15 protein-coding genes and 1 tRNA gene are annotated in these 19730 nt (G+C 35.6%); 4 read left to right on the forward strand and 12 right to left on the reverse strand.

Going from position 1 to position 19730, the window contains the following annotated elements:
• Position 1: 1 nt before the first annotated feature.
• From H0Z29_07150 to H0Z29_07160, 3 genes are all read left to right on the forward strand, one after another.
• Entirely contained in the window at positions 2 to 1579 is a 1578-nt protein-coding gene (locus H0Z29_07150; protein MBO8131277.1) for a hypothetical protein, read from the forward strand.
• A gap of 113 nt (positions 1580 to 1692) precedes the next feature.
• Complete coding sequence (locus tag H0Z29_07155) at positions 1693 to 2487, forward strand: hypothetical protein (GenBank protein MBO8131278.1); 795 nt, start codon at positions 1693 to 1695, stop codon at positions 2485 to 2487.
• Positions 2459 to 3394: a hypothetical protein gene (locus H0Z29_07160; protein MBO8131279.1), complete on the forward strand. Its 936-nt coding sequence runs from the start codon at positions 2459 to 2461 to the stop codon at positions 3392 to 3394. Before H0Z29_07155 ends, H0Z29_07160 begins: the two co-directional genes overlap by 29 nt.
• A 263-nt stretch (positions 3395 to 3657) precedes the next feature.
• Here H0Z29_07160 and H0Z29_07165 read toward each other — a convergent pair whose 3' ends face one another.
• From H0Z29_07165 to H0Z29_07190, 6 genes are all read right to left on the reverse strand, one after another.
• A complete protein-coding gene (locus H0Z29_07165) occupies positions 3658 to 5031 on the reverse strand; it encodes a T9SS type A sorting domain-containing protein (protein ID MBO8131280.1) in 1374 nt (457 codons plus the stop codon).
• Positions 5032 to 5315: 284 nt separating this feature from the next.
• The gene (locus tag H0Z29_07170; protein ID MBO8131281.1) at positions 5316 to 6518 is read right to left on the reverse strand and encodes a hypothetical protein; all 1203 of its coding nucleotides are present in this window, start codon (positions 6516 to 6518) and stop codon (positions 5316 to 5318) included.
• 1346 nt (positions 6519 to 7864) lie between these two features.
• Positions 7865 to 8425 (reverse strand): hypothetical protein, encoded by a 561-nt coding sequence (locus tag H0Z29_07175; GenBank protein MBO8131282.1) that lies wholly within the window; start codon positions 8423 to 8425, stop codon positions 7865 to 7867.
• A 242-nt stretch (positions 8426 to 8667) separates the two neighbouring features.
• Positions 8668 to 10644 (reverse strand): AAA family ATPase, encoded by a 1977-nt coding sequence (locus tag H0Z29_07180; GenBank protein ID MBO8131283.1) that lies wholly within the window; start codon positions 10642 to 10644, stop codon positions 8668 to 8670.
• 399 nt (positions 10645 to 11043) lie between these two features.
• Entirely contained in the window at positions 11044 to 11658 is a 615-nt protein-coding gene (locus H0Z29_07185; GenBank protein MBO8131284.1) for a type I restriction enzyme HsdR N-terminal domain-containing protein, read from the reverse strand.
• Positions 11659 to 11987: 329 nt separating this feature from the next.
• A complete protein-coding gene (locus H0Z29_07190; protein ID MBO8131285.1) occupies positions 11988 to 12437 on the reverse strand; it encodes a tyrosine-type recombinase/integrase in 450 nt (149 codons plus the stop codon).
• 305 nt (positions 12438 to 12742) lie between these two features.
• Here H0Z29_07190 and H0Z29_07195 point away from each other — a divergent pair, with 305 nt between their 5' ends.
• Positions 12743 to 13819 (forward strand): sugar kinase, encoded by a 1077-nt coding sequence (locus tag H0Z29_07195; GenBank protein MBO8131286.1) that lies wholly within the window; start codon positions 12743 to 12745, stop codon positions 13817 to 13819.
• Between the two features lie 542 nt (positions 13820 to 14361).
• Here the strand turns inward: H0Z29_07195 and H0Z29_07200 are convergent.
• The 6 genes from H0Z29_07200 to H0Z29_07225 form a co-directional block, all read right to left on the reverse strand.
• Positions 14362 to 14434: transfer RNA gene (locus tag H0Z29_07200), tRNA-Thr, on the reverse strand.
• Between the two features lie 68 nt (positions 14435 to 14502).
• Positions 14503 to 14790 (reverse strand): Smr/MutS family protein, encoded by a 288-nt coding sequence (locus tag H0Z29_07205; protein MBO8131287.1) that lies wholly within the window; start codon positions 14788 to 14790, stop codon positions 14503 to 14505.
• Positions 14787 to 16796, reverse strand: a complete 2010-nt coding sequence (locus H0Z29_07210) for an oligopeptide transporter, OPT family (GenBank protein ID MBO8131288.1) — start codon at positions 16794 to 16796, stop codon at positions 14787 to 14789. The genes H0Z29_07205 and H0Z29_07210 overlap by 4 nt, the downstream gene beginning before the upstream one ends.
• A 74-nt stretch (positions 16797 to 16870) precedes the next feature.
• On the reverse strand, positions 16871 to 17311 hold the full coding sequence (locus H0Z29_07215; protein MBO8131289.1) for a V-type ATP synthase subunit K: 441 nt from the start codon (positions 17309 to 17311) through the stop codon (positions 16871 to 16873).
• Between the two features lie 37 nt (positions 17312 to 17348).
• Entirely contained in the window at positions 17349 to 19106 is a 1758-nt protein-coding gene (locus tag H0Z29_07220) for a hypothetical protein (protein MBO8131290.1), read from the reverse strand.
• A gap of 14 nt (positions 19107 to 19120) precedes the next feature.
• Entirely contained in the window at positions 19121 to 19726 is a 606-nt protein-coding gene (locus H0Z29_07225; GenBank protein MBO8131291.1) for a V-type ATP synthase subunit D, read from the reverse strand.
• Between the last annotated feature and the right edge of the window lie 4 nt (positions 19727 to 19730).

Raw genomic sequence — 19730 nt, forward strand, 5'->3', positions numbered from 1 at the left:
TATGAAAAGGTTTATATTATTTATAATTATTTCGTTAATAGGGATTACTACAAATGTACAATTAAATGCTCAGCTTTTCAGGCTCATGAGTCCTGATATATCGGATACAACGATAACTTACCCTGGGCTTGCAAGTAATGGTGTAACGTCTATTCTGCCAATGGGAGAGGATAAAATATGGTTTGGTACTGGTAGGGGTTTGTCGGTTACTTACAATTTTGGCAATAGTTTCGAGAGCTTTTTGCCTGGTGCAGGTATAATGCCAAAAGGTGGTATATCTGCAATGGATATAGAGGATTCAACAATCTGGATAGCTGGTGTATTTGATACCCTGATAATGGGAGCTTATCTACAAGCGGGGGGTGGTCTTTCATATTCTATTGATGGTGGTAAGACATGGAGATGGATACCTCAGCCAGTTGATGATAAGTCGGATACAGTAGAAAATTGGTATGGGCATAAGGTGAAATTTTTACCTATTACGACTAATGTTCAGAATACTACATGGGATATAGAAATAACAGATAAATATGTTTACATAGTAAGCTGGGCAGGAGGGCTCAGGCGAACGTCTGATTTTGGTATGACCTGGGAAAGAGTCCCATTGCCTGATGATGATTATAATTTTCTTAAATGCGGTCCTATTGATTATCCCATTGACCCTCGGGATCCACCTAATGGAAATCATAATCATAAAGGATTTAGTGTGCTCGCGTATAAAGATACGCTATGGGTTGGCACTGCAGGTGGAATAAATCTTGGGATAGTTAATGAGAATGGATGTATTTCATGGAAAAGGTTTACTGCGCAGAATAGTGGGATATCGGGTAACTGGGTAGTTGATATAAAAAGACAGGTTTATAATGGTAAAAGCATAATCTGGGCTATAACCCTGAGGGCAGATGATGTATCAGAATTTAATGCATTAAGTAAATCAATTGATGGTGGTAGAACGTGGCAAACCACACTAAGAGGTGTCAGAGCATATAGTATCTCATTTTATGATTCTGTTGTATTTGCATGTACTGAGCAGGGTTTATATAAATCTCTTGATGGTGAAAATTGGGCTAAGTATAAACCAATTGTGGATGAGGTGAAACGAGAACGTATTTATTCTAAAGAGGTATTCTGTGTATTTATAGATAAAAGATTAACACCAAACCAAATGTGGGTTGGGACAGGTGATGGCGTAGCAAGGACAACGAATGATGGCCTGACCTGGGAAATATTTAGAGCATATCAATCTGCAAAGCAGGATGATAAAATGAAGGTCTATGCCTATCCGAATCCATTCGCTCCGAATTATCATAATAGACTAGCAAATGATGGATATGTAAGAATTCAATTTTACTTGGATAATCCTGCTGAGGTACAATTAGAGACTTATAATTTTGCTATGGAAAAGGTATATGAAAGTAATAAAAAGTATTTTCCATCTTCAGGTGATTATAGCATAGCGTGGACAGGGCGTGATAATGAGGGTAACCTAGTTGCAAATGGAGTTTATTTTTGCAAATTAAATATTGAAAGTAATGGGAGGAAAAAATCATACTGGACAAAGCTAATTATTATAAAATAATCTATATAGTATTAGCCATATTACTGATTTTTGTTCCTACAGCAGTATTTGCTGGTAATGGTGGATATGCAGGGTCTTTTTTAAGATTTGGTCTTGGTGTAGAATCTCTGGCAATGGGGAATACGGGAATAGCATCTGATCCAGATGGTTTTTCGTTTTATTATAATCCAGCCTCTCTTCCATTATTGGAAAGGAAATATTTATCTTTAAATTATTACTTCTTGACTCTGGATAGATTTTTTCATAGTGCAGGTTTTTCAATGCCCTTGAAACCATCGGCGGGTTTGTCAATTTGCTGGATAAGTGCTGGCGTAAAAAATATTGAGGGAAGAACTCTCTCCGGGCTGATTGATGAGATATATAATACCAGTGAAAATGCTTTTTATGTATCTTTTGGAAATAAATTTTTTAATAAAATTCTATTAGGTATCAATGTAAAAATTCTATATAATGATCTTGTTGAGGTGAAGGGTAAAGGTATGGGGGCAGACCTTGGGATTTTGTTTCTGGCTGGGGAAGATTTTAGAATCGGTTTAGTCGCAAAAGATCTGGGATCATCCTATTCTTATAATACCCAGAGTGTATTTGAAAGAGGTAGTAATTATATTGATAAATTCCCTGTAATTTATAAAGCTGGTGTATATAAAAAGTTTTTTGAAAAACTTGTATTTGCTATCGATGGTGGATACTCAGATAAAGAAGATTTTGTATATCATATTGGAACCTCTTATTTATTTAGTAAAATTCTTGAAATAAGAATGGGAGTAAATAATGGAAGCTTTACAGCAGGGTTTGGAACACAATATAAAGCTGGAGAAAGGATTGATTTAAATCTTGGTTATGCAATAATTTTCGGAATTGCAGGGGAAGGAGAAACACATGTCCTTTCATGGCAGTTTTTATTCTAAAGCTGTAATTGTAATGATTTTAATAGTTTTGTGTTTAAGTAATTTATTTTCTGGTGGTTTTAAAAACTATGGTATGGTATTTTTAACTATCCCTGTCTCTTCATCTTCGATATCAACTATGTCAGTTTTCTCTCCTTATTCAGGTAATCCGGGTGCAGTTTTTGAGCATCCGGCTGGGCTAAAGACCGATATGAAAAACTTCTCTTTTACACATTTATTCTGGTTTGCTGATGTTTCAGCAAATAATCTTTGTATTTCATTCCCATGGAACGAGAGCTCCTTTGGTTTAGGATTGGTAAGTTTTCGAATACCCGGAATAGAGATAAGACAAAAAGCTACCGATGATCCAGACGGGATTGTAGAAGCAAGTTATATTTCGGTGGCGGGTGGTTTTGCAAGGAAGATTTTAAATAGATTTACATTTGGTATCTCCATTAAATATATAGATGAGATAATGTACGATTATAGAAAGAATGGAATAAGTGGAGATGCAGGAATAAGAACCGATATCCCCGGAGATATGATTTTGTCAGTTCTTTTGCAAAACATTACCTTTTATGCGAAAAATAGCTTCGACGCAACTTATTTACCACGACTTTTAAAAATCGGAATTATAAGACCTGAGCTATTTGTTGGTTATCCAATAGTGGTTTCAGGTGGGATAAATTTAATCACAGAATTAAACAGTCAGATTAGTGGTTTTCAAGCGGCAGTAAAGATAAATCTCTATGATAAATTTGTAGCATCAACAGGGATGGAACAATCTGGAAATAATTCGAAATATAGTTTCGGGTTGGGAATCAATTTGCGGAAGTTTGGTTTTTATTACAGTATAATCTTACTCCCCGAAGAGCTTGGCAATACAAAGGCATTAACAATAGATATTTATCCTGATCAAATTTTTTGAGGCATTTTCTATTTTCAATTACAGCAAATAGCTAATTTATAAATATAGTGAAGAATAAGAGTAAATTTATCTTTATGCATTTTTAACCTCAGAGTCCAGCTTTTGGGTAAAAATCTCTTAGCGTTATATATTTGGGCATTATTGGAATTTATAAAAATAAATTGATGTTCTTTTTGGTGAGGCTCTATCATTTTGTTTCTATTAGACCTAACTTCAATCGAAGCAATGATTAATTTTTTTACCATTAGTTGTACTTAAAGGTTTTACTTTAATAGCAAAAGCTTCTTTGTGTCGTAGTAAGTTCCTGCGTGGAATCTACAGAAGTAAACTCCGCTTGGCAGATTAGAACAATTGAAGGAAACGGAATAGGTACCGGCATTCTCGCGCTTATTTACCAGTGTTTTAACCTTCCTTCCGAGTATGTTGTAGATCTCTATTGTTACTTTTGTAGTAATTGGAAGTTGATAGGAAATCGTGGTAGACGAATTAAATGGGTTAGGGTAAATCTGTAAGAGAGAAAAATCCCTTGTAATTGCATATTTATCTTCTACAACATCAAATACCACACCTCCCTCACGGTACACAGCAAGTCCTCCACTCTCAGCTCCGATCCATTTGTTTCCCTCTTCATCTATCGCTATTGCATTGACCCAATTATTAGGCAATCCTGAATTACTTGTGTTGTAAACAGTCCAACTTACTCCATCGAATTTTGCAAGTCCTCCACCATCTGTTCCGATCCATTTGTTTCCCTCTCCATCTACTGTTATTACATTGACATCATTATCGGGTAATCCTGAGTTACTTGTGTTATAAACTGTCCAGTTTACTCCATCGAATTTTGCAAGTCCATCGCCTGTTCCGATCCATTTGTTTCCCTCTTCATCTATTGCTATTGCTATGACATAATTATCAGGTAATCCTGAGTTACTTGTGTTGTAAACAGTCCAATTTACTCCATCGAATTTCACAAGTCCATAACCTGTTCCGATCCATTTGATTCCCTCTCCATCTATTGCTATTGCCAAGACATCATTATCATGCAATCCTGAGTTACTTGTGTTGTAAACAGTCCAATTTACTCCATCGAATTTTGCAAGTCCTCCACCCCATGTTCCGATCCATTTGTTTCCCTCTTTATCTATTGCTATTGCTCTGACATGGTCAGTGGGTAATCCTGAGTTACTTTTGTTATAAGCAGCCCAATTTACTCCATCGAATTTTGCAAGACCTCCACCCCATGTTCCGATCCATTTGTTTCCCTCTCCATCTACTGTTATTACATTGACATCATTATAGGGTAATCCTGAGTTACTTGTGTTGTAAACAGTCCAATTTACTCCATCGAATTTTGCAAGTCCATAACCTGTTCCGATCCATTTGTTACCCTCTTTATCTATTGCTATTGCTCTGACATAATTATCAGGTAATCCTGAATTACTTTTGTTGAAAAATTCTGTTTGTCCTGTCTGTTTATGTAGCTTTACAATGCCACCAGTTGTCCCAATCCAAAGATAATTTCCTTCTTCAATTATTTCAGTTATTATTTTGCCTGAAGTATAATTAATCCACTCAGGATTTTGTGAAAATGCAAAAGTGAAAAATAAAATAAAAAGTATAATGCTTAAATTTTTCATTTTTCCCCTCTAATGTTTCACTTTAAATAAAATTTATTTTTTTAATTTAAAAATACAATATTCTTAATTTGAACGAAGGTTACTGTTGAATCTTATGGTGTTGCAGGCATGGTAGTAACTCTCAATTAATCTTGAAAAGGCAAATGTTCTGCTTAACGTTGTGGGGATAAAAAGTTGCTGGAGACAATTTGGACCGAGCGTAGCGAAGCTACATATCCACATGTTAAGTGACCTGAAGGGCAGGGTGCAAGGCGCTGCGGAGCCTGAGACAAGGTGCACTAAAATCATTTAAGCCCACCTCTACATATTTCCCTACTAATCCCTTCTTTAATGATACAATTTTTCTCTTTACATCTGGCAATATAACCACAGCTTAATAAAGCTACAGGACAATATTTATCTTTTGTCGGAATGCAAATAAAATCAACACCATTTTCCCCGAAAAGACAAACATCGCATAATTTTTTATTGCACATTCTGGGAACAAAATCAAAAGTTATATCAAATTGTTCGGGATAAAAATCCTTAACATCTTTCTCATTTTTCAATTGATTATAAATCTCCCTAACTATTCTTGGCATATTCCAAGTTTTAGGAATGTTACTAAGATCTAACACATCCACAAACAAATTATCCCTGAATAGAGGACTGTTATTCCAGACATCACCTGGTAATTCTATTTGATTCATGGGCAAATTATTCCAGACATTCAATAGTTCGTTTGCATGGTCATCGGGTACTACTTCTTTTATAGCATCATTGAATATTTTGTTGTATAATCCTTTTTTATAGTCTCTAACACAACACCACAATCTCTTTTTTCCGCTCGTAGAGGTTCTTTTGAATTCATTAAGTCTTTCTTCAAATTTCTTATCATCGTTCAAAGTTTCTAGAATTTTGTAAGGTGTTGCCTTTTTTCCATCAAGATTATAAGTCAGTAAATGTAAGGCACATGCCACTCTTATAAGAAGGTCATCTTTCCCTCTAAATCGTTTAATAAAATATGATATAAAGGCGACAATATTCCTTTTATATTTATTTCCACCAATAGTTACTTCATATTTGTCTAGACATTCTAAGGTTTGGAGTATGTTTTGATAATCATCGGTGATATATCTGGATGCGAAGATAACATTATCAGTTTTAGATTTAAATCTGAATCGTTCTTTACCTTTATTATCACTATATTTTTCATAATATTCATTTAAAATCTCTTCCGGAGGTCCGTTTTGCTCTCTCGAATATTCATATATAAGTTCAGAAAAGACATATCCACCCTTATTCCATACGATTTCAAATGGCATCTGTCTGTCAGTAATATAACAAATCCAGTGTGTGAGTATTTTTTCACAGTTAGTTAAATCTTTTCTAAAGAAATTTACAAAGTTATAATTCTCTTTGGTACTCCATCTACGTGTATCTAACCAAGAAATTGTTTTGAAAATTCTAACAAGTAGTTCTTTGTTTATTATTTTTATTTTTCCCATTACAATACATTGACAGTGATTTCACTTAACGGTTGGTGGATATATATGTAGTCACATTTTACGGGATTTGGGTGAGCGCAAGCAAGTACTTATCCATCTGTTAAGTGATTCTACCTGGAGGCGTGTAGATCAAAGCATTGCAAAGGGCTGGATAGTTAAATGGTTTGGTAATTATATGACTACCTTCCATCATACTTGCGTAGAAAATTTTTACTATTTAGTCTTTTAAATATTTTCCTTATTTGTTTATTATATTCATCGTATGTTTTATTCTCTTTTATTAATATCAACAATTACTAAATCATGATTCAAAGCGGATATATCAACCTGACTTCTTCATTAACTTTCTCATGGTTTACTTCATATCTTTATTATATTTGCATTTGATTCGCCTAGCGTTCGAGGGTTCTGAAACAAGCTCTATCTTTGCTTTACTTTCCTCTTTCTATATACCTTACCCGCTACTGATTCAACATGTTTTAACTCTGTGCTAGTTTGGGTCGAGGGGGCATAGGACAACCAGCCCACAGCCCTTTAATTATGGTAAGCGTCGTCTTTAGATGAGTGTGAAAAATAGCCACTTGTGGAGTCTGTAATAGAATTTCAAGAACATTCTTGAGGATGTTGTCTCCTCAAAATCAATAGCTGCGAGGGTAAGGGATGAAGGTACCACGGTGATATAAGCTGTTTCTAATTCTTGTTTAGTGGCACTGTAAAGTTCTATCACAATATCAAATCTGAATTGTTTTGATATTTGAATCTCATTTCCTGAACCAAATGTAACCCATTAACTTTTATCCCAACTTAGACAGTCAAAAATTGTTCCTACAGCCACTCTACTCTATTATGAATAATGTGTCTAATCTCTTTCATTTTAAAGATTGTCAACCAACTTATCAACTTGCCTTAGAGTAAACCCAAACTTTTTCTCGGAAGAATCTTACATCCATTGGAGGTCCTTTACGCCGATGATCTTTATAATGAGGATAGTCGTAGCCACACCCTAATCGTCTGGTTACACATTAGACTCAAGAGTCCCTAATTCCAGTATCCAGAAGTAGCATCCTACAAGGTTCAGACTGATATAGCATTACGTCGTTAAACAAAGTCGCATAGAAGTTGTTGCTCTACTCCTTTTGAAATGTGTGCACAATGCTGATTGGCTACTCTCAACCCTTTTCTCTAATTCCTAAACATCTAAATTCTCACAGTTGAAAGACAAGTTCCGAACTGTAATATAGTATATCGGCGAAAGGAATCGTGTGCCTCAACGATGATACAACTCATTTAAGCGTCCCATGATCTTTCCTATGGGCATTGCCACACATGTTGTCCTCTACGCTTTGCTATGAGCGATCCCAGATTCTGAGAAGCTGATTGATCACCGGCACTATGACTTTCTCCAAGTCATGTCCGATGCTCATGACCACTCTTAAGTTGAGAAAAACATGCGCATCAACGTTGCGGCGAATATCAGCAAGCGTTGTTAGATGGTGAGTAAGGTCTTCTTCCTCTTGCTTTGTTATGACACCGCTGGACGTTAACTTAGAGACAAACTTCTGGATGAGGGTGCCTAATGTGTGTGAGTTAATGTTCCATAGTGATTCAATCCCTGCAGAAATCAATTGCTTCTGAAGCCACGGGTTCGACTTTGCTACCACTTTAGTGCTCAGTGCAGCCTTATATACGGTATTATACGGTGCAACAGCTGATTCGAGACGGGTCTCGAGTGCTCTGTTCTTGAGATAGAGGCACCGATGCTTTAGTAAAACTGCTTTAAGGAGGCATTCGATTCCGATGCTTATGCCAATCCATTGAAGATGTGCCATTACTGGGTCATTCATTAGCTTGCGTGCCCATTCCCTGGAGTTTTTAGCTATGAATACCTCGACAGGATTTTCTCTCATAGAAAAGGGCCCAGATCGCATCAAAAGCGCTAGACTATGTGATCTAAGAGTTTTATCCCAATTACTTATGTCTAGATATACTGTCATATAATGCCACTCGAACAGTTATTTTGACGTATCTCATAACGTTTTGGGACATTTGAAGTTTCGCGAAGCCGAATTTTGGCGGAGGTACGAAGCACCGTGGACAGATACCCGCTTGTTAGGCGACAGCACCTTAAAGGTGTGTGTTTTGACAGTGCTCATTTTATCCCCTCATTAATTTCTAAGATTTTGTACACAATCTCTTTTAATCTTCTTCTTTCTACAGCATTCTCTTCAAACCAATTTTTAAAATTATCAGACTTAGTAAATTCAATTACACCATTCGAGTTTTTATACCCATCAGGCAAAAAATCTTCTATTTCGCCATACTCAAATTTGTCTCCACCATATAGTATAAAAATATTTTTCTCCTCTTTTTGGTTTATATACTCTCTCAATTCATTAATATCTTTTTCTGTTAATCCATCTTTTAATTTCAAATGTCTATCTTTCATGTAATTCCATAAACTTTTTAGTTCTTCAGTTATTTTATTCACCTTTATTGCATCTTCAATTATTTCCGACAATCTTTTTCCATTAAGAGATTTTTTATATTTTATTGCTTTGTCGATAGATGAATAATCAATGTTAAATAATGCTTTTATTTTATGATTTTCATCTTTTTCTGCTAATTCTTTAACATAGTCAAGATCAGCAATTATGTAATATTCACAATTTATTTCTTCCAGAAGTTGCTCATATTTATCAAAATTATGTTTCCCACCAACATCTAATACTTCCACAACTTGAGGTTTGTCACTTTCTGATTGGTAAAAGCTTATCAATTTTTTAAAAATTAGTCTATCTATAACACCTTCTACTAACACGACTTTATCAGCAAAAAATAACTTTTCATTATTGTAGCTGTTCACTATATGAAGGATATCTCTTACTTGAGGTAAATATTCTTCTCTTATTTTTATGCTTTTGCTCGTCCCTGTATCATCCCTGTATATTCTTATTACGTTGGAGATCGTCTTTTCATCTATAAAAATAGCTGAATGTGTAGATACAATAAATTGATTGCTAGTCTTGATACTTAGTTCTACAAAAAGCTCTATTAGTAACTTCTGCCACTGCGGATGCAAATGTAGGTCTGGCTCATCAATAATAATTAATCCATTACTAATATTAAGGGCAAAAATACCTAGTAAGAAATTCATTATTTCTTTTTCACCAGAACTCGCTTGTGAGAGTGAGAATTCTTTTCCATCCTTTTTTAGAGTGATTTTATAAATATTTATATCAGGATTTTCAGGATTTATATCCCAATCATAGTTCAACTTTTTCAAATATCCAGTAATTAACTTGACTTCTTCATCATTTATCCAGTGATTATGGTAGCCATTATTTTTTGCACTTATTTCCATTCTTCTTCTTTTTTGAGAAAAATAGAAACACGCTAATTCTATCGCTGAAGATATAGACTTTGAAGTGGATTTTGCATAACTCTGATATAACTGATAAAAATTTCGGGCTGAAAGATTGGTCTGTAAATTGCTTACATCCATTGCTCTATACGGGGAAAAATAAAGATAAATTGGTTTTAAATTTATTTCTTCTTCGGAAAGAATCAGGAAAAGTTCAAAGTTATTTAGATAGCTTAAATAAGCTTTTTCATTATTTCCAGCTGGATTGGGTGGTTGATACTTTTGTATGATATATCTCAACTCCATTCCTTCTCTTAAATCGCTATTTTCAAAATTTTGGCAAACAGATTCTATGTTTCCAATAAAATTATATCCATTTCTGTATTTCCTTAAATTCCCTTTTAAAATTTCTTTCTTGAGTTTTATCTCATTTATATTCTTAACGTCTTCCATAGTTAACTCGAAAACAATTTCTATTGATGAGATATTACTCTCATTGCCAATAAATTTATCTAAGTAATTTTGTATTGGATTAAAAAGCGGGGATTTTTGAATGTTCCTAAAAAATCCTGTTTGATCACTCTGATCAATAACAGTGAATACTTCCACAAAATAATGTCTAATTACTATTGTTATAATATCAAGTAAGTTACTTTTACCTCCAGCATTAGGCCCTATCAAAATATTGAAGCCTTTATCAAATTCAATAGTAGTTCTTTCTCTAAAGCTTCTTATATTTTCAATTGTAATACTTTTTAACTTCATTTTATACACCTCCTTGCTCATAGAGCACGGTCAAAATGTCGTCTAACGGTGCGGCGGGTATCTGAAGTCTGAGCGTAGTGAGGATTTGGGCTAAGATACGAAGCATCGTAGCCAGATACCCGCTTGTTATCTGATGTTGCAGGCTTCTATGTTTTTTAGGGATACCACTTCCTCTTAGTTCGATAATGAACGTAGTAATGCCAAAGGAAATTATGAACCGCTGCCAATCCAAATCCAAAACCGTGTTTCTGTAATCTATCTTTCAATTTTTCCTCGTATAATCTCTTGCAAATTTCATTAATATATACATAACCATTTGCGGTATCGTTCTTGATCAAAATATCTGTGATCTTCAAATGCCTGAGTGCTTTAGAAACGTTTTTTTCAAGAACAACATATTCATTTGGATGCGCGCCTGCAAGAAGCTGAGTGATAAAGAAAATACCACCCCCCCCTTAAGTAGAGATCTCCTTTTCTGTCCAACATCTGATTAATATTAATAACGGGTTCACCCTTGAAATCACGGATAAATTTAAGAACTTTTTTGAATTTATTAAAATCATTATCAATTTGTTTGAACAGCTTATTCCTATTTGGGGGTTTCATCATTACGTTATCTCTCAAAGCATTCTTTAACTTATGTGGGGAGATAGAATCTATCTGTTTGAACACTTTATTAAATAACTGTTTGGATGCATCATCGTGCCATTTTGTGTCCTCCAAAAATTTACTTTCATTTTTAAGTCCAATAAAAAACAAATCAATCAAATTATCGATTTGAGGGGGAAAAGAAATGTATTCTACACCCGTTTTCAAATATTCGGAAGAAGGCTTTGGTGGAAAGTTTTGAAGAGGAATACTTTTTCCTTGCGAATTCCCCGTGCTATAAAACTGAAACGAACTCCCATCTGTAACACAAAAGAAAGGTACATTAAGTATAAGGCTGTATGACTCTGCCTGTGGAATAGCCTCATGGTCTAGACTGGCACCCTTTTTTTTAACTTCGATAAGCAACCATGGAACTGCTCTTTGACCTTGTTAAATATAGCAAACATAATCTGCCCAAACCGTAGACATACCAATTTGGATAGGAACACGACCATAAGAACTTATTAGCTTTTCAGGCCAACCATATTTGTCTCGAAAATAAGGCAAGACCTTTTTGATAGCGATTTCATATTCGTTCATTATCGTTCACCTTCTTGATTTCTCGAGCCTGCAATTTCTGATAACTCGTTCATATCCGAACTTTTCGAATATGTTCCCGAATGATAAGTATATGCGAATAGTTCGCATATACTTCCTTCTAGATGATCATTTCTCTTTGTTTTTATCCTCATATTTCACACCTTTTTTAAAAGATTATCAAGAGGGTTTTTTATCGTAGAAAGATTTTTTGTGCTCACATGGGTATAAATCTCAGTTGTTTTATTATGCCTGTGACGAACATATCTCGGATCTGTTCTGCTATATAATAAATGAGTGGCAAAACTTTTTCTTAAAGCATGAATTTTAACATCACTAAATGAATTAGATTGCTTCTTGGCTTTGTCCTTCGCAATGACGGGGTAGGTTGCAGCTTGCAGTGTGGGATCTACGCAAATTTCTTTGTCTTCAAAGGTTTTAGAGTCATACTCTAATGTATTATCACTATTTGGGGAGCTAAGGTATTTACCAGAAGGGTGTAAACAAGAGTCTTGAATAGTTTTTGTTTTTTCAATAGTATAAGCATCATACAAAAAGTAATCCCTGATTTCACTCGAATTAATTTTATGAACATGAATCAGATGCATTTATTTCTATTTTATCTTATCAAATTATAATAATAAAAAACTTTCCAAAAATCAAACTGTTTTTTTATCCTTTTTCTGGAGTTGAGTAATCTAAGGGTATTTTTGTATCCGGTACAAGGCGTCACAGGAGTGATTAACAAATTTATCCTGAAGATTTCAGTCTATGATATTTGAGATGCGATATATGTTCTTTGTTCGAATTTCATCGGCAAATGAGCTTGTAAGAGATAACCAATGGCAGTAAATTATTGCGTTTTTATAACAGATGGACGAAAAAAGCTTTCACAAAAATAAGGAGAGACGCAATGATAGAACTAAAAAAAGACGCTGAATTTGCTTTGCTGGTGCCAACGAGTATGGGAGTGAGAATTACTCCGCTATTTAACCAGCCTGTGCATACGAGTCCGCTTTATTATATGCAGGCTACCAGTGCAGAATCCAATGTGGCCAGTATTTCTTCTTTTCTGGGAATGAAGGTTAAGGTTTTGACTGCTTTTGTGCAGGGTAGCCCAATTGCGCGGTTCATCAAAGATGACCTGAAGAAGAGAGGAATTGAGGTCGAGGCCAAAGAGGTACCGCAGGGTGGACCCTGGGGCTATCGGCATCAGTTCAATATTGCAGATACAGGATACGGTACACGTGGACCACGTGTGCACAACGATCGTGCGGGGGAAGTCGGTCGTACGCTAAGTGCGAAAGATTTTGATCTGGATCGAATTTTTGGAAAAGAAGGAGTCCAAATAATTCATATGTCTGGTCTGATTGCTGCGCTTTCTCCAGAGACTGGAGAATTTTGTCTACAACTAGGAGAAACTGCGAAAAAATATGGCACTCGAATTTCTTTTGATTTGAACTACAGAGCTTCTTTCTGGAAAGGGCGTGAAAAAGAACTTCGAAAAATATTTACTCGCATTGCCAGTATTGCTGATATTCTGGTTGGTAATGAAGAAGATTTCCAACTTGCATTAGGAATACCCGGGCCAGAAACAGGGGGGAAAGATCTTTTGAGCAAAATTGATAGTTTTAAAGAAATGATCGGCAAGGTGCAAAAGGAATATCCTTCTGCATCGGTTTTTGGAACAACACTTCGAGAAGTATTGAGTGTAGAAAGCCACCTTTGGGGAGCAATACTTTCTGTAGATGATTCCTGGTATGAGGTTAGACCACGTGAAATTACTGTTCTTGACAGGATTGGTGGAGGGGATGGCTTTGTTGGAGGACTTCTCTACGCGATTCTCAAAGGTTGGGAACCTGAAAAATGGATACAATTTGGATGGGCTTGCGGAGCATTGGCGACCACATTGCTTACGGATTATGCACAACCCCTCAATGAAGAAGAGGTCTGGAGTATTTGGGAAGGTAACCCGAGGGTAAAGCGATAAGCAATAGTTATAAATGAAGTTCGGCATAGTAAATAGGTTTAATATCTATTAAATCTCCACGAACTTCGATTTATTCCGGGGAAAACATATTACGCAATGAGGAAAGTGCCTCATTGCGTTTTTTTCTTTCTTCAATCATGCCGTGAAAATACTTGGAATCATCGAATGGGAAAGAATCGATTATGCCCACTGGATTGCAACTAGGAGACAAGAAAAATTTTGGCGATCAAAAAAACATGGTATTTAATTTCAGCGGTAAAAAACGAAACTAATTATTAGTCCGCTTCATTTAGATGAGAAAATCATAGATAAGCCCAAAACATTTCATTCGGAATATATACACAAATGTTTCTTCACTTTGGAGTTAATTTGGCATTCTTTTGCTTTTCAATTTGAATATTGGTTTTACAATCTGCAGCACAGGATTTCAGATCACTCAGCAAAAAATCAAATTTTGTATTGTCAAAAAGAAACGTCTATACAAAAGGTACAATAGGGAGGAGAGGTATTTTATTTATTTTTTGTCTTTTGTTAATAATGTGAGCCACCCGTCGGATTCGAACCGACGACCTGCTCATTACGAGTGAGCTGCTCTACCAGCTGAGCTAGGGTGGCAAATAACATTTTAAATTTATTATATAGCAAGAAGTGTTGCAAAGGAAATAAAGGCTATATCAAGTTGTTTATTCTTCAATTTTACCTAATTCGACAATAGTAGCTCCGATCCCGGATGGATCTCCATACGCCATGTGGAAAAGTTTTACCCTGGGATTTTTTCTTAAAATACTATGAATTTTCTTCCTGAGAATTCCAGTACCTTTTCCATGTATGATGCGAATAGAATAAATTTCTTTTTTCAAACATTCTTCTATATAATCGCTTATAAGTTCTTTCACTTCCCTGGGATTAAATGTGTGTAAATCTAAAGTTCCATTTATTGGTAATTTATATATAGGTTTTTCGTTTTTCACTTTTTGATTCTTTTAGAATCAATATACATATATATACTCAGAAGTATAAACATGACAAATCCCAGTATCTCTGCACCTGAAGACTCTGCCCAATGCTCAGTCCCTATTGCTTTCATTAGTGACCAACTCTCCCCGGCGATCTGTTTACCAAAAAATATTATAAACGCGGAAATAACCCCCATAATTGCACCACCTGCTATAAACCCCGATGCTATTAATGTGCCTTTATCTTTCCTTTTAGCAGAAATATTGGGGTCTTTAGAACTTTTAGCAACAAAATGTGATATTAATCCACCGATAAGAACCGGTGTATTAAGGTATATAGGTAAGTACATTCCCAGTGCAAATGCCAAAGGAGGTACTCCTATTATTTCCAGTATAATAGCAAGGAAAATACCTGCAAGGTAAGCAAGCCAGGGAGCTGGTTGATTGCTCATTAGTGGTTTCAATACAGCAGCCATTGCTGATGCTTGTGGCGCTTCGAGTCCACCTGGGCCAAATCCATAAGTTTTATATAGTATCAGTATAACCAATCCTACTGATGCTGCGGCAAATAATGTACCCAGAAATTTAAATCGTTCCTGAGTCCTGGGAGTAGTCCCAAGCCAGTATCCAATTTTAAGATCGGTTATGAATCCACCAGCCATTGACAACGCTGTGCATACGACACTCCCGATTAATAGAGCTGCAAGCATACCCATGGGTCCTGACAGACCTATATTTACAAGTATGACAGATGATATAATCAAAGTCATAAGAGTCATGCCAGAAACGGGATTAGTACCAACAATTGCAATAGCACGTGCTGCAACCGTGGTAAAAAGGAATGCTATAATTGTTACAATTAATACACCCGCTGTTGCATGCTTTATATTAAAATCTACTGCCCCTACATAGAAAAATAAAAAAGTGGATACTATAATAAGTATTAGTAATGTTACAACCCATTTAATTTTTATATCTTTTTGTGTCCTTCTTTCATTTTCTTCTGCACTCAGGTGTTTACTTGTGAATTCTGAAAAGGCGAGTTTCAAAGCACCCCATATTATTTTCGATGATTTAATTATCCCTATTATACCGGCAGCTGCAATACCTCCTATACCAACATGTCTGACATAGTAAGTGAAGATTTCCTGAGGATTCATTTCACTAATAGGTTTTACTGCATTTAGAATAGGATGAGGTATATATTGTCCTATGAAATAGACGATTGGAATTAGTACCCACCAGGCAAGAAATGAACCGGCTGCTATTATTGATGCATACCTGAGTCCAACTATATATCCGAGCCCCATAACGGCAGCACCTATGTTCAGTTTGAATACCAGTTTCAGTTTATCAGAAAGCAGTTGACCAATTTTAAATACTTCAGTTGAAACTACTTCTTTCCAGAATCCAAATCCAGAAACAAAAAAGTCGTATAACCCACCGACAATTGCTGCTTTCACGAGAGTTTTAGCCTGCTCTCCTCCAGACTCTCCAGCGATTAGTACCTCTGTAGTTGCAGTAGCTTCAGGAAATGGGAATTCACCATGCATGTCTTTGACAAAATATTTTCTAAAGGGAATCAAGAATAATATTCCCAGTGCCCCTCCGAGGAACGATGCAATAAATATTTGCAGAAAATTGGCATTAAGTCCAAGGATATATAGGCCAGGTATTGTGAATATGGCGCCCGCAACTATTACACCTGAGGCAGCGCCTATTGATTGAATTATTACGTTTTCTTGTAAAGCATTTTTTCTTTTTAATAATACTGATGTTCCCACAGCAAGAATAGCAATTGGTATAGCGGCTTCAAAGACCTGTCCTATTTTAAGTCCAAGGTAGGCAGCAGCCATAGAGAAGAGAACAGCATAAAAAATTCCCCAAAGCAATGAATATGGGGTAACCTCTGGCATTATGACATCATCTGGTACTACTGGTATATACTCTTCTCCTGGTTTTAATTTTCTATAAGCATTTTCTGGTAGTTTTACACTACCAGAAATGTTTTTCTTTTTCATTTATGATTACCTGGTTATTTTTTACCAACTGTAATAACGACAATATAGTATTTATTTGCTTTATTCCCCTATAATTATATTCTTGGGATAGCAGTCATACAGAAAACCATTACGAACAGAGCTACTGTCTCAATAACACCAAGAACCATTATGTAGTTACCAAAACCCTTGCCTGTCTCTGCAAGTGCATCGGCAGCTCTTGCACCTGCCTTACCCTGCATAAAAGCTGATAATCCCATAGCAAGACCCGCAGCGATACCTATTATCATCTGATATAAGTAAGATTCTGGTGGTAGATTTGCGGACTGAATAGCATTTCTTAATATCATACCATAGATAGTTTGTGAAAGGGGTGCTCCTACGAACGCAATAAGAATAAAAGGAGCTGCTTTATTCTGCGCAAAAGCTTTTTTCCAGGCGCCTATAGCTGCCATTCCTGCTACACCTGTACCCAGAGCTGAACCAATTGCAGCCAATGCCAGAGATAAATTCATATCACCTAATCCTTGTACCATTTTTCACCTCTCCCTATTTAAATTTTTTCAACCTATACTACTCTTTAAAGGGTTTATAAGGTTTACCTGACCACTCCATATTTAAGTGTCCAGAGAATTCAAGCATATTGAGTCTGATGCCATGTACTATTACAGCCATTAAACCAAGCAGTATGTTTAATCCGTGTCCAAATACCAGTATAAGGGCGGAGATAAGTCCCGCTATTGGATTGCTTATCCCTGCTCCTAAAGCCATGTCATTAAAGCTTGAGGCTACGATTACAGTTGCAAGACCTACTGCGAATAAACGAATATAAGATACAATATCAGAGAATGCGCTTATTATGCTGAGGGGAAGATTTCCTATTCCTGAAAGTATACCCTTTAATATATTTTTCTGGGGATTTGCGAAACAGCCAGCTAGAATAAATCCAATTAGAAATAAATACACTGTGAATCCTGGCATAGGATTATTAAGAACAAGACCACCGGCAACAAAAAACAGTCCCCACATTATAAATATCCAGCCAATTTCTGATATTGCTTTTAAAGTATTAATGATCCTAAGTGCATTTATTAGATGTGCGAGTGATAGCTGAATAACCCCAATAAGAAAAGTTATGAACATCATGTTATTGTTATCTCTAATATATGAATTAACTTTGCCGATAAACTTAGGAATAAAAACTGCTTTATTGACATCAATAACGTAGCCAAAGAATGTTAGGGAAAGACTACCCCATAAAATGGTTGTTGCACTGAGTAGATAAAAAAGGGTAAATGGTTCTGATGGGGCAGATTTATATTTTTTCCTTAATAAAAATGTAGCGAGAAGAAAAGTAAGTCCATATCCGGCATCACCTATCAAAAGTGCAAAAAATATACTGAAGAAAATGAGGAACCAGAAACTTATATCGGTTTCGTGATAGCCGGGTAGTGTGCCCATAAATTTGAAAACAGGATCAATTATTCTTATCCACTTGGGATTTCTGATTAAGGTGGGTACTTCACTGGGATCATCCGGTTCTTCCACAATAAATCCCCAGCCATTTTTGTCAGCATTCTTTGATATGTCAGGGACATTATCTGTTGGACAAAATCCCTGAAGGAAGGCAATTCTTTCTTCACTCCCCATACCATATCGTACTAAGTTAAATTCGTGATTTTTTAAAAGTTCTGCATGATATTTTTCAAGGATTTCTTTATATGCCGTAAAATCAGCAAGTTCTTTATTTATTTTTTGGAGTTCCAATTCCAGCTGATTATAACGATTGTATATATCATCGGGATTCACCTGTGGTATTATTTCTTCCTTTAGTTCCAGCCTGTCTTCTGGGTTTTGTCCAATCAATGCTAGATATACATAGAATTTGTCCTGATTAACAATAAAAATATTTTTATCCGCTGGTATTTTTTTTAGATAGCTCTTATCTACAGTATAAAGGTGGATATAGATTCCATATTTTTCTAATTCCTTAATACTGTCAAGGGATACTTTCCCCCACTTTTCAAACCATTGAATATAGGTTCTTAACTCTTCAAGCTCATTTAGCAGGCTATCTCTTTTCTGTGTTAATTCAACAAATTTATCAACTATTTCTTCTGGATTTTTTGCTTCTTTTTGTGGTTTTAGTTGCTCAAAAGTATTTATATAGGTAATCAATTTTTCGGTATTGGATATTTTTTGTTCGATCACAGAAATATCTTCTGCAACAGGTGGTTTTATGTTTTTTATGTGTAAAGCACCGAGTTGTCTCAGTTTACGTAATGCTTCATCCTTTTCCTTTTCATAAACAAATATAGTGACTTTTTTCATCGGAACTATCATGTTCAGGAAACCTCTCTCCTCTTTTCCAGCTTAGCCTTTGCTATCTTACCTCTTACAACTTCAGCTGTTTGTAAATCACCAAGGAATATCTGGATTTTTCTGATATTTTCATTTGTTTGTGGAATCATTACCTTTTCAAATAGATTTATACGTTGTATTGTTGTTCGTAATTCCACTCTTAGAATTTTGATTTGATCTTCAAATATTTTAATTCTGATAAGCCTCTCTATTTGTTCTTTGACTGCCTCGATGGCAAAGTCAACCCAGACAGGCATTTCCATAAGGTCATAATCTTCAATTTTAAATATTACTTCCTTAAAGATTGGAATATCAATTCCTGCTACATTTCCCTCTTCAGTTTCGATTTTTTCTACACTTATTAGTTCTTTAAGATCAATATCTTCGGCAAAGACATCTACCCATTTCATTATTCTTTTTTCAGCCTGTTCGATCTCTGCTTTTATCTGGTCAATCTGTCTCGTAATAGTCCTGATTTCATTTATCAATTGCTGCTTTTTTAACTCCAGCGTGGGTAGATATCTAGTAAGGCGAGCAAGTATTTCTTTCTGTCTTTTAAGCTCGTTTTTTGTTAATCGAATTTTTGCCATTTTC

Source organism: Candidatus Neomarinimicrobiota bacterium (assembly GCA_017656425.1).
Taxonomy (GTDB): Bacteria; Fidelibacterota; UBA2242; order UBA2242; family B5-G15; genus JACDNV01.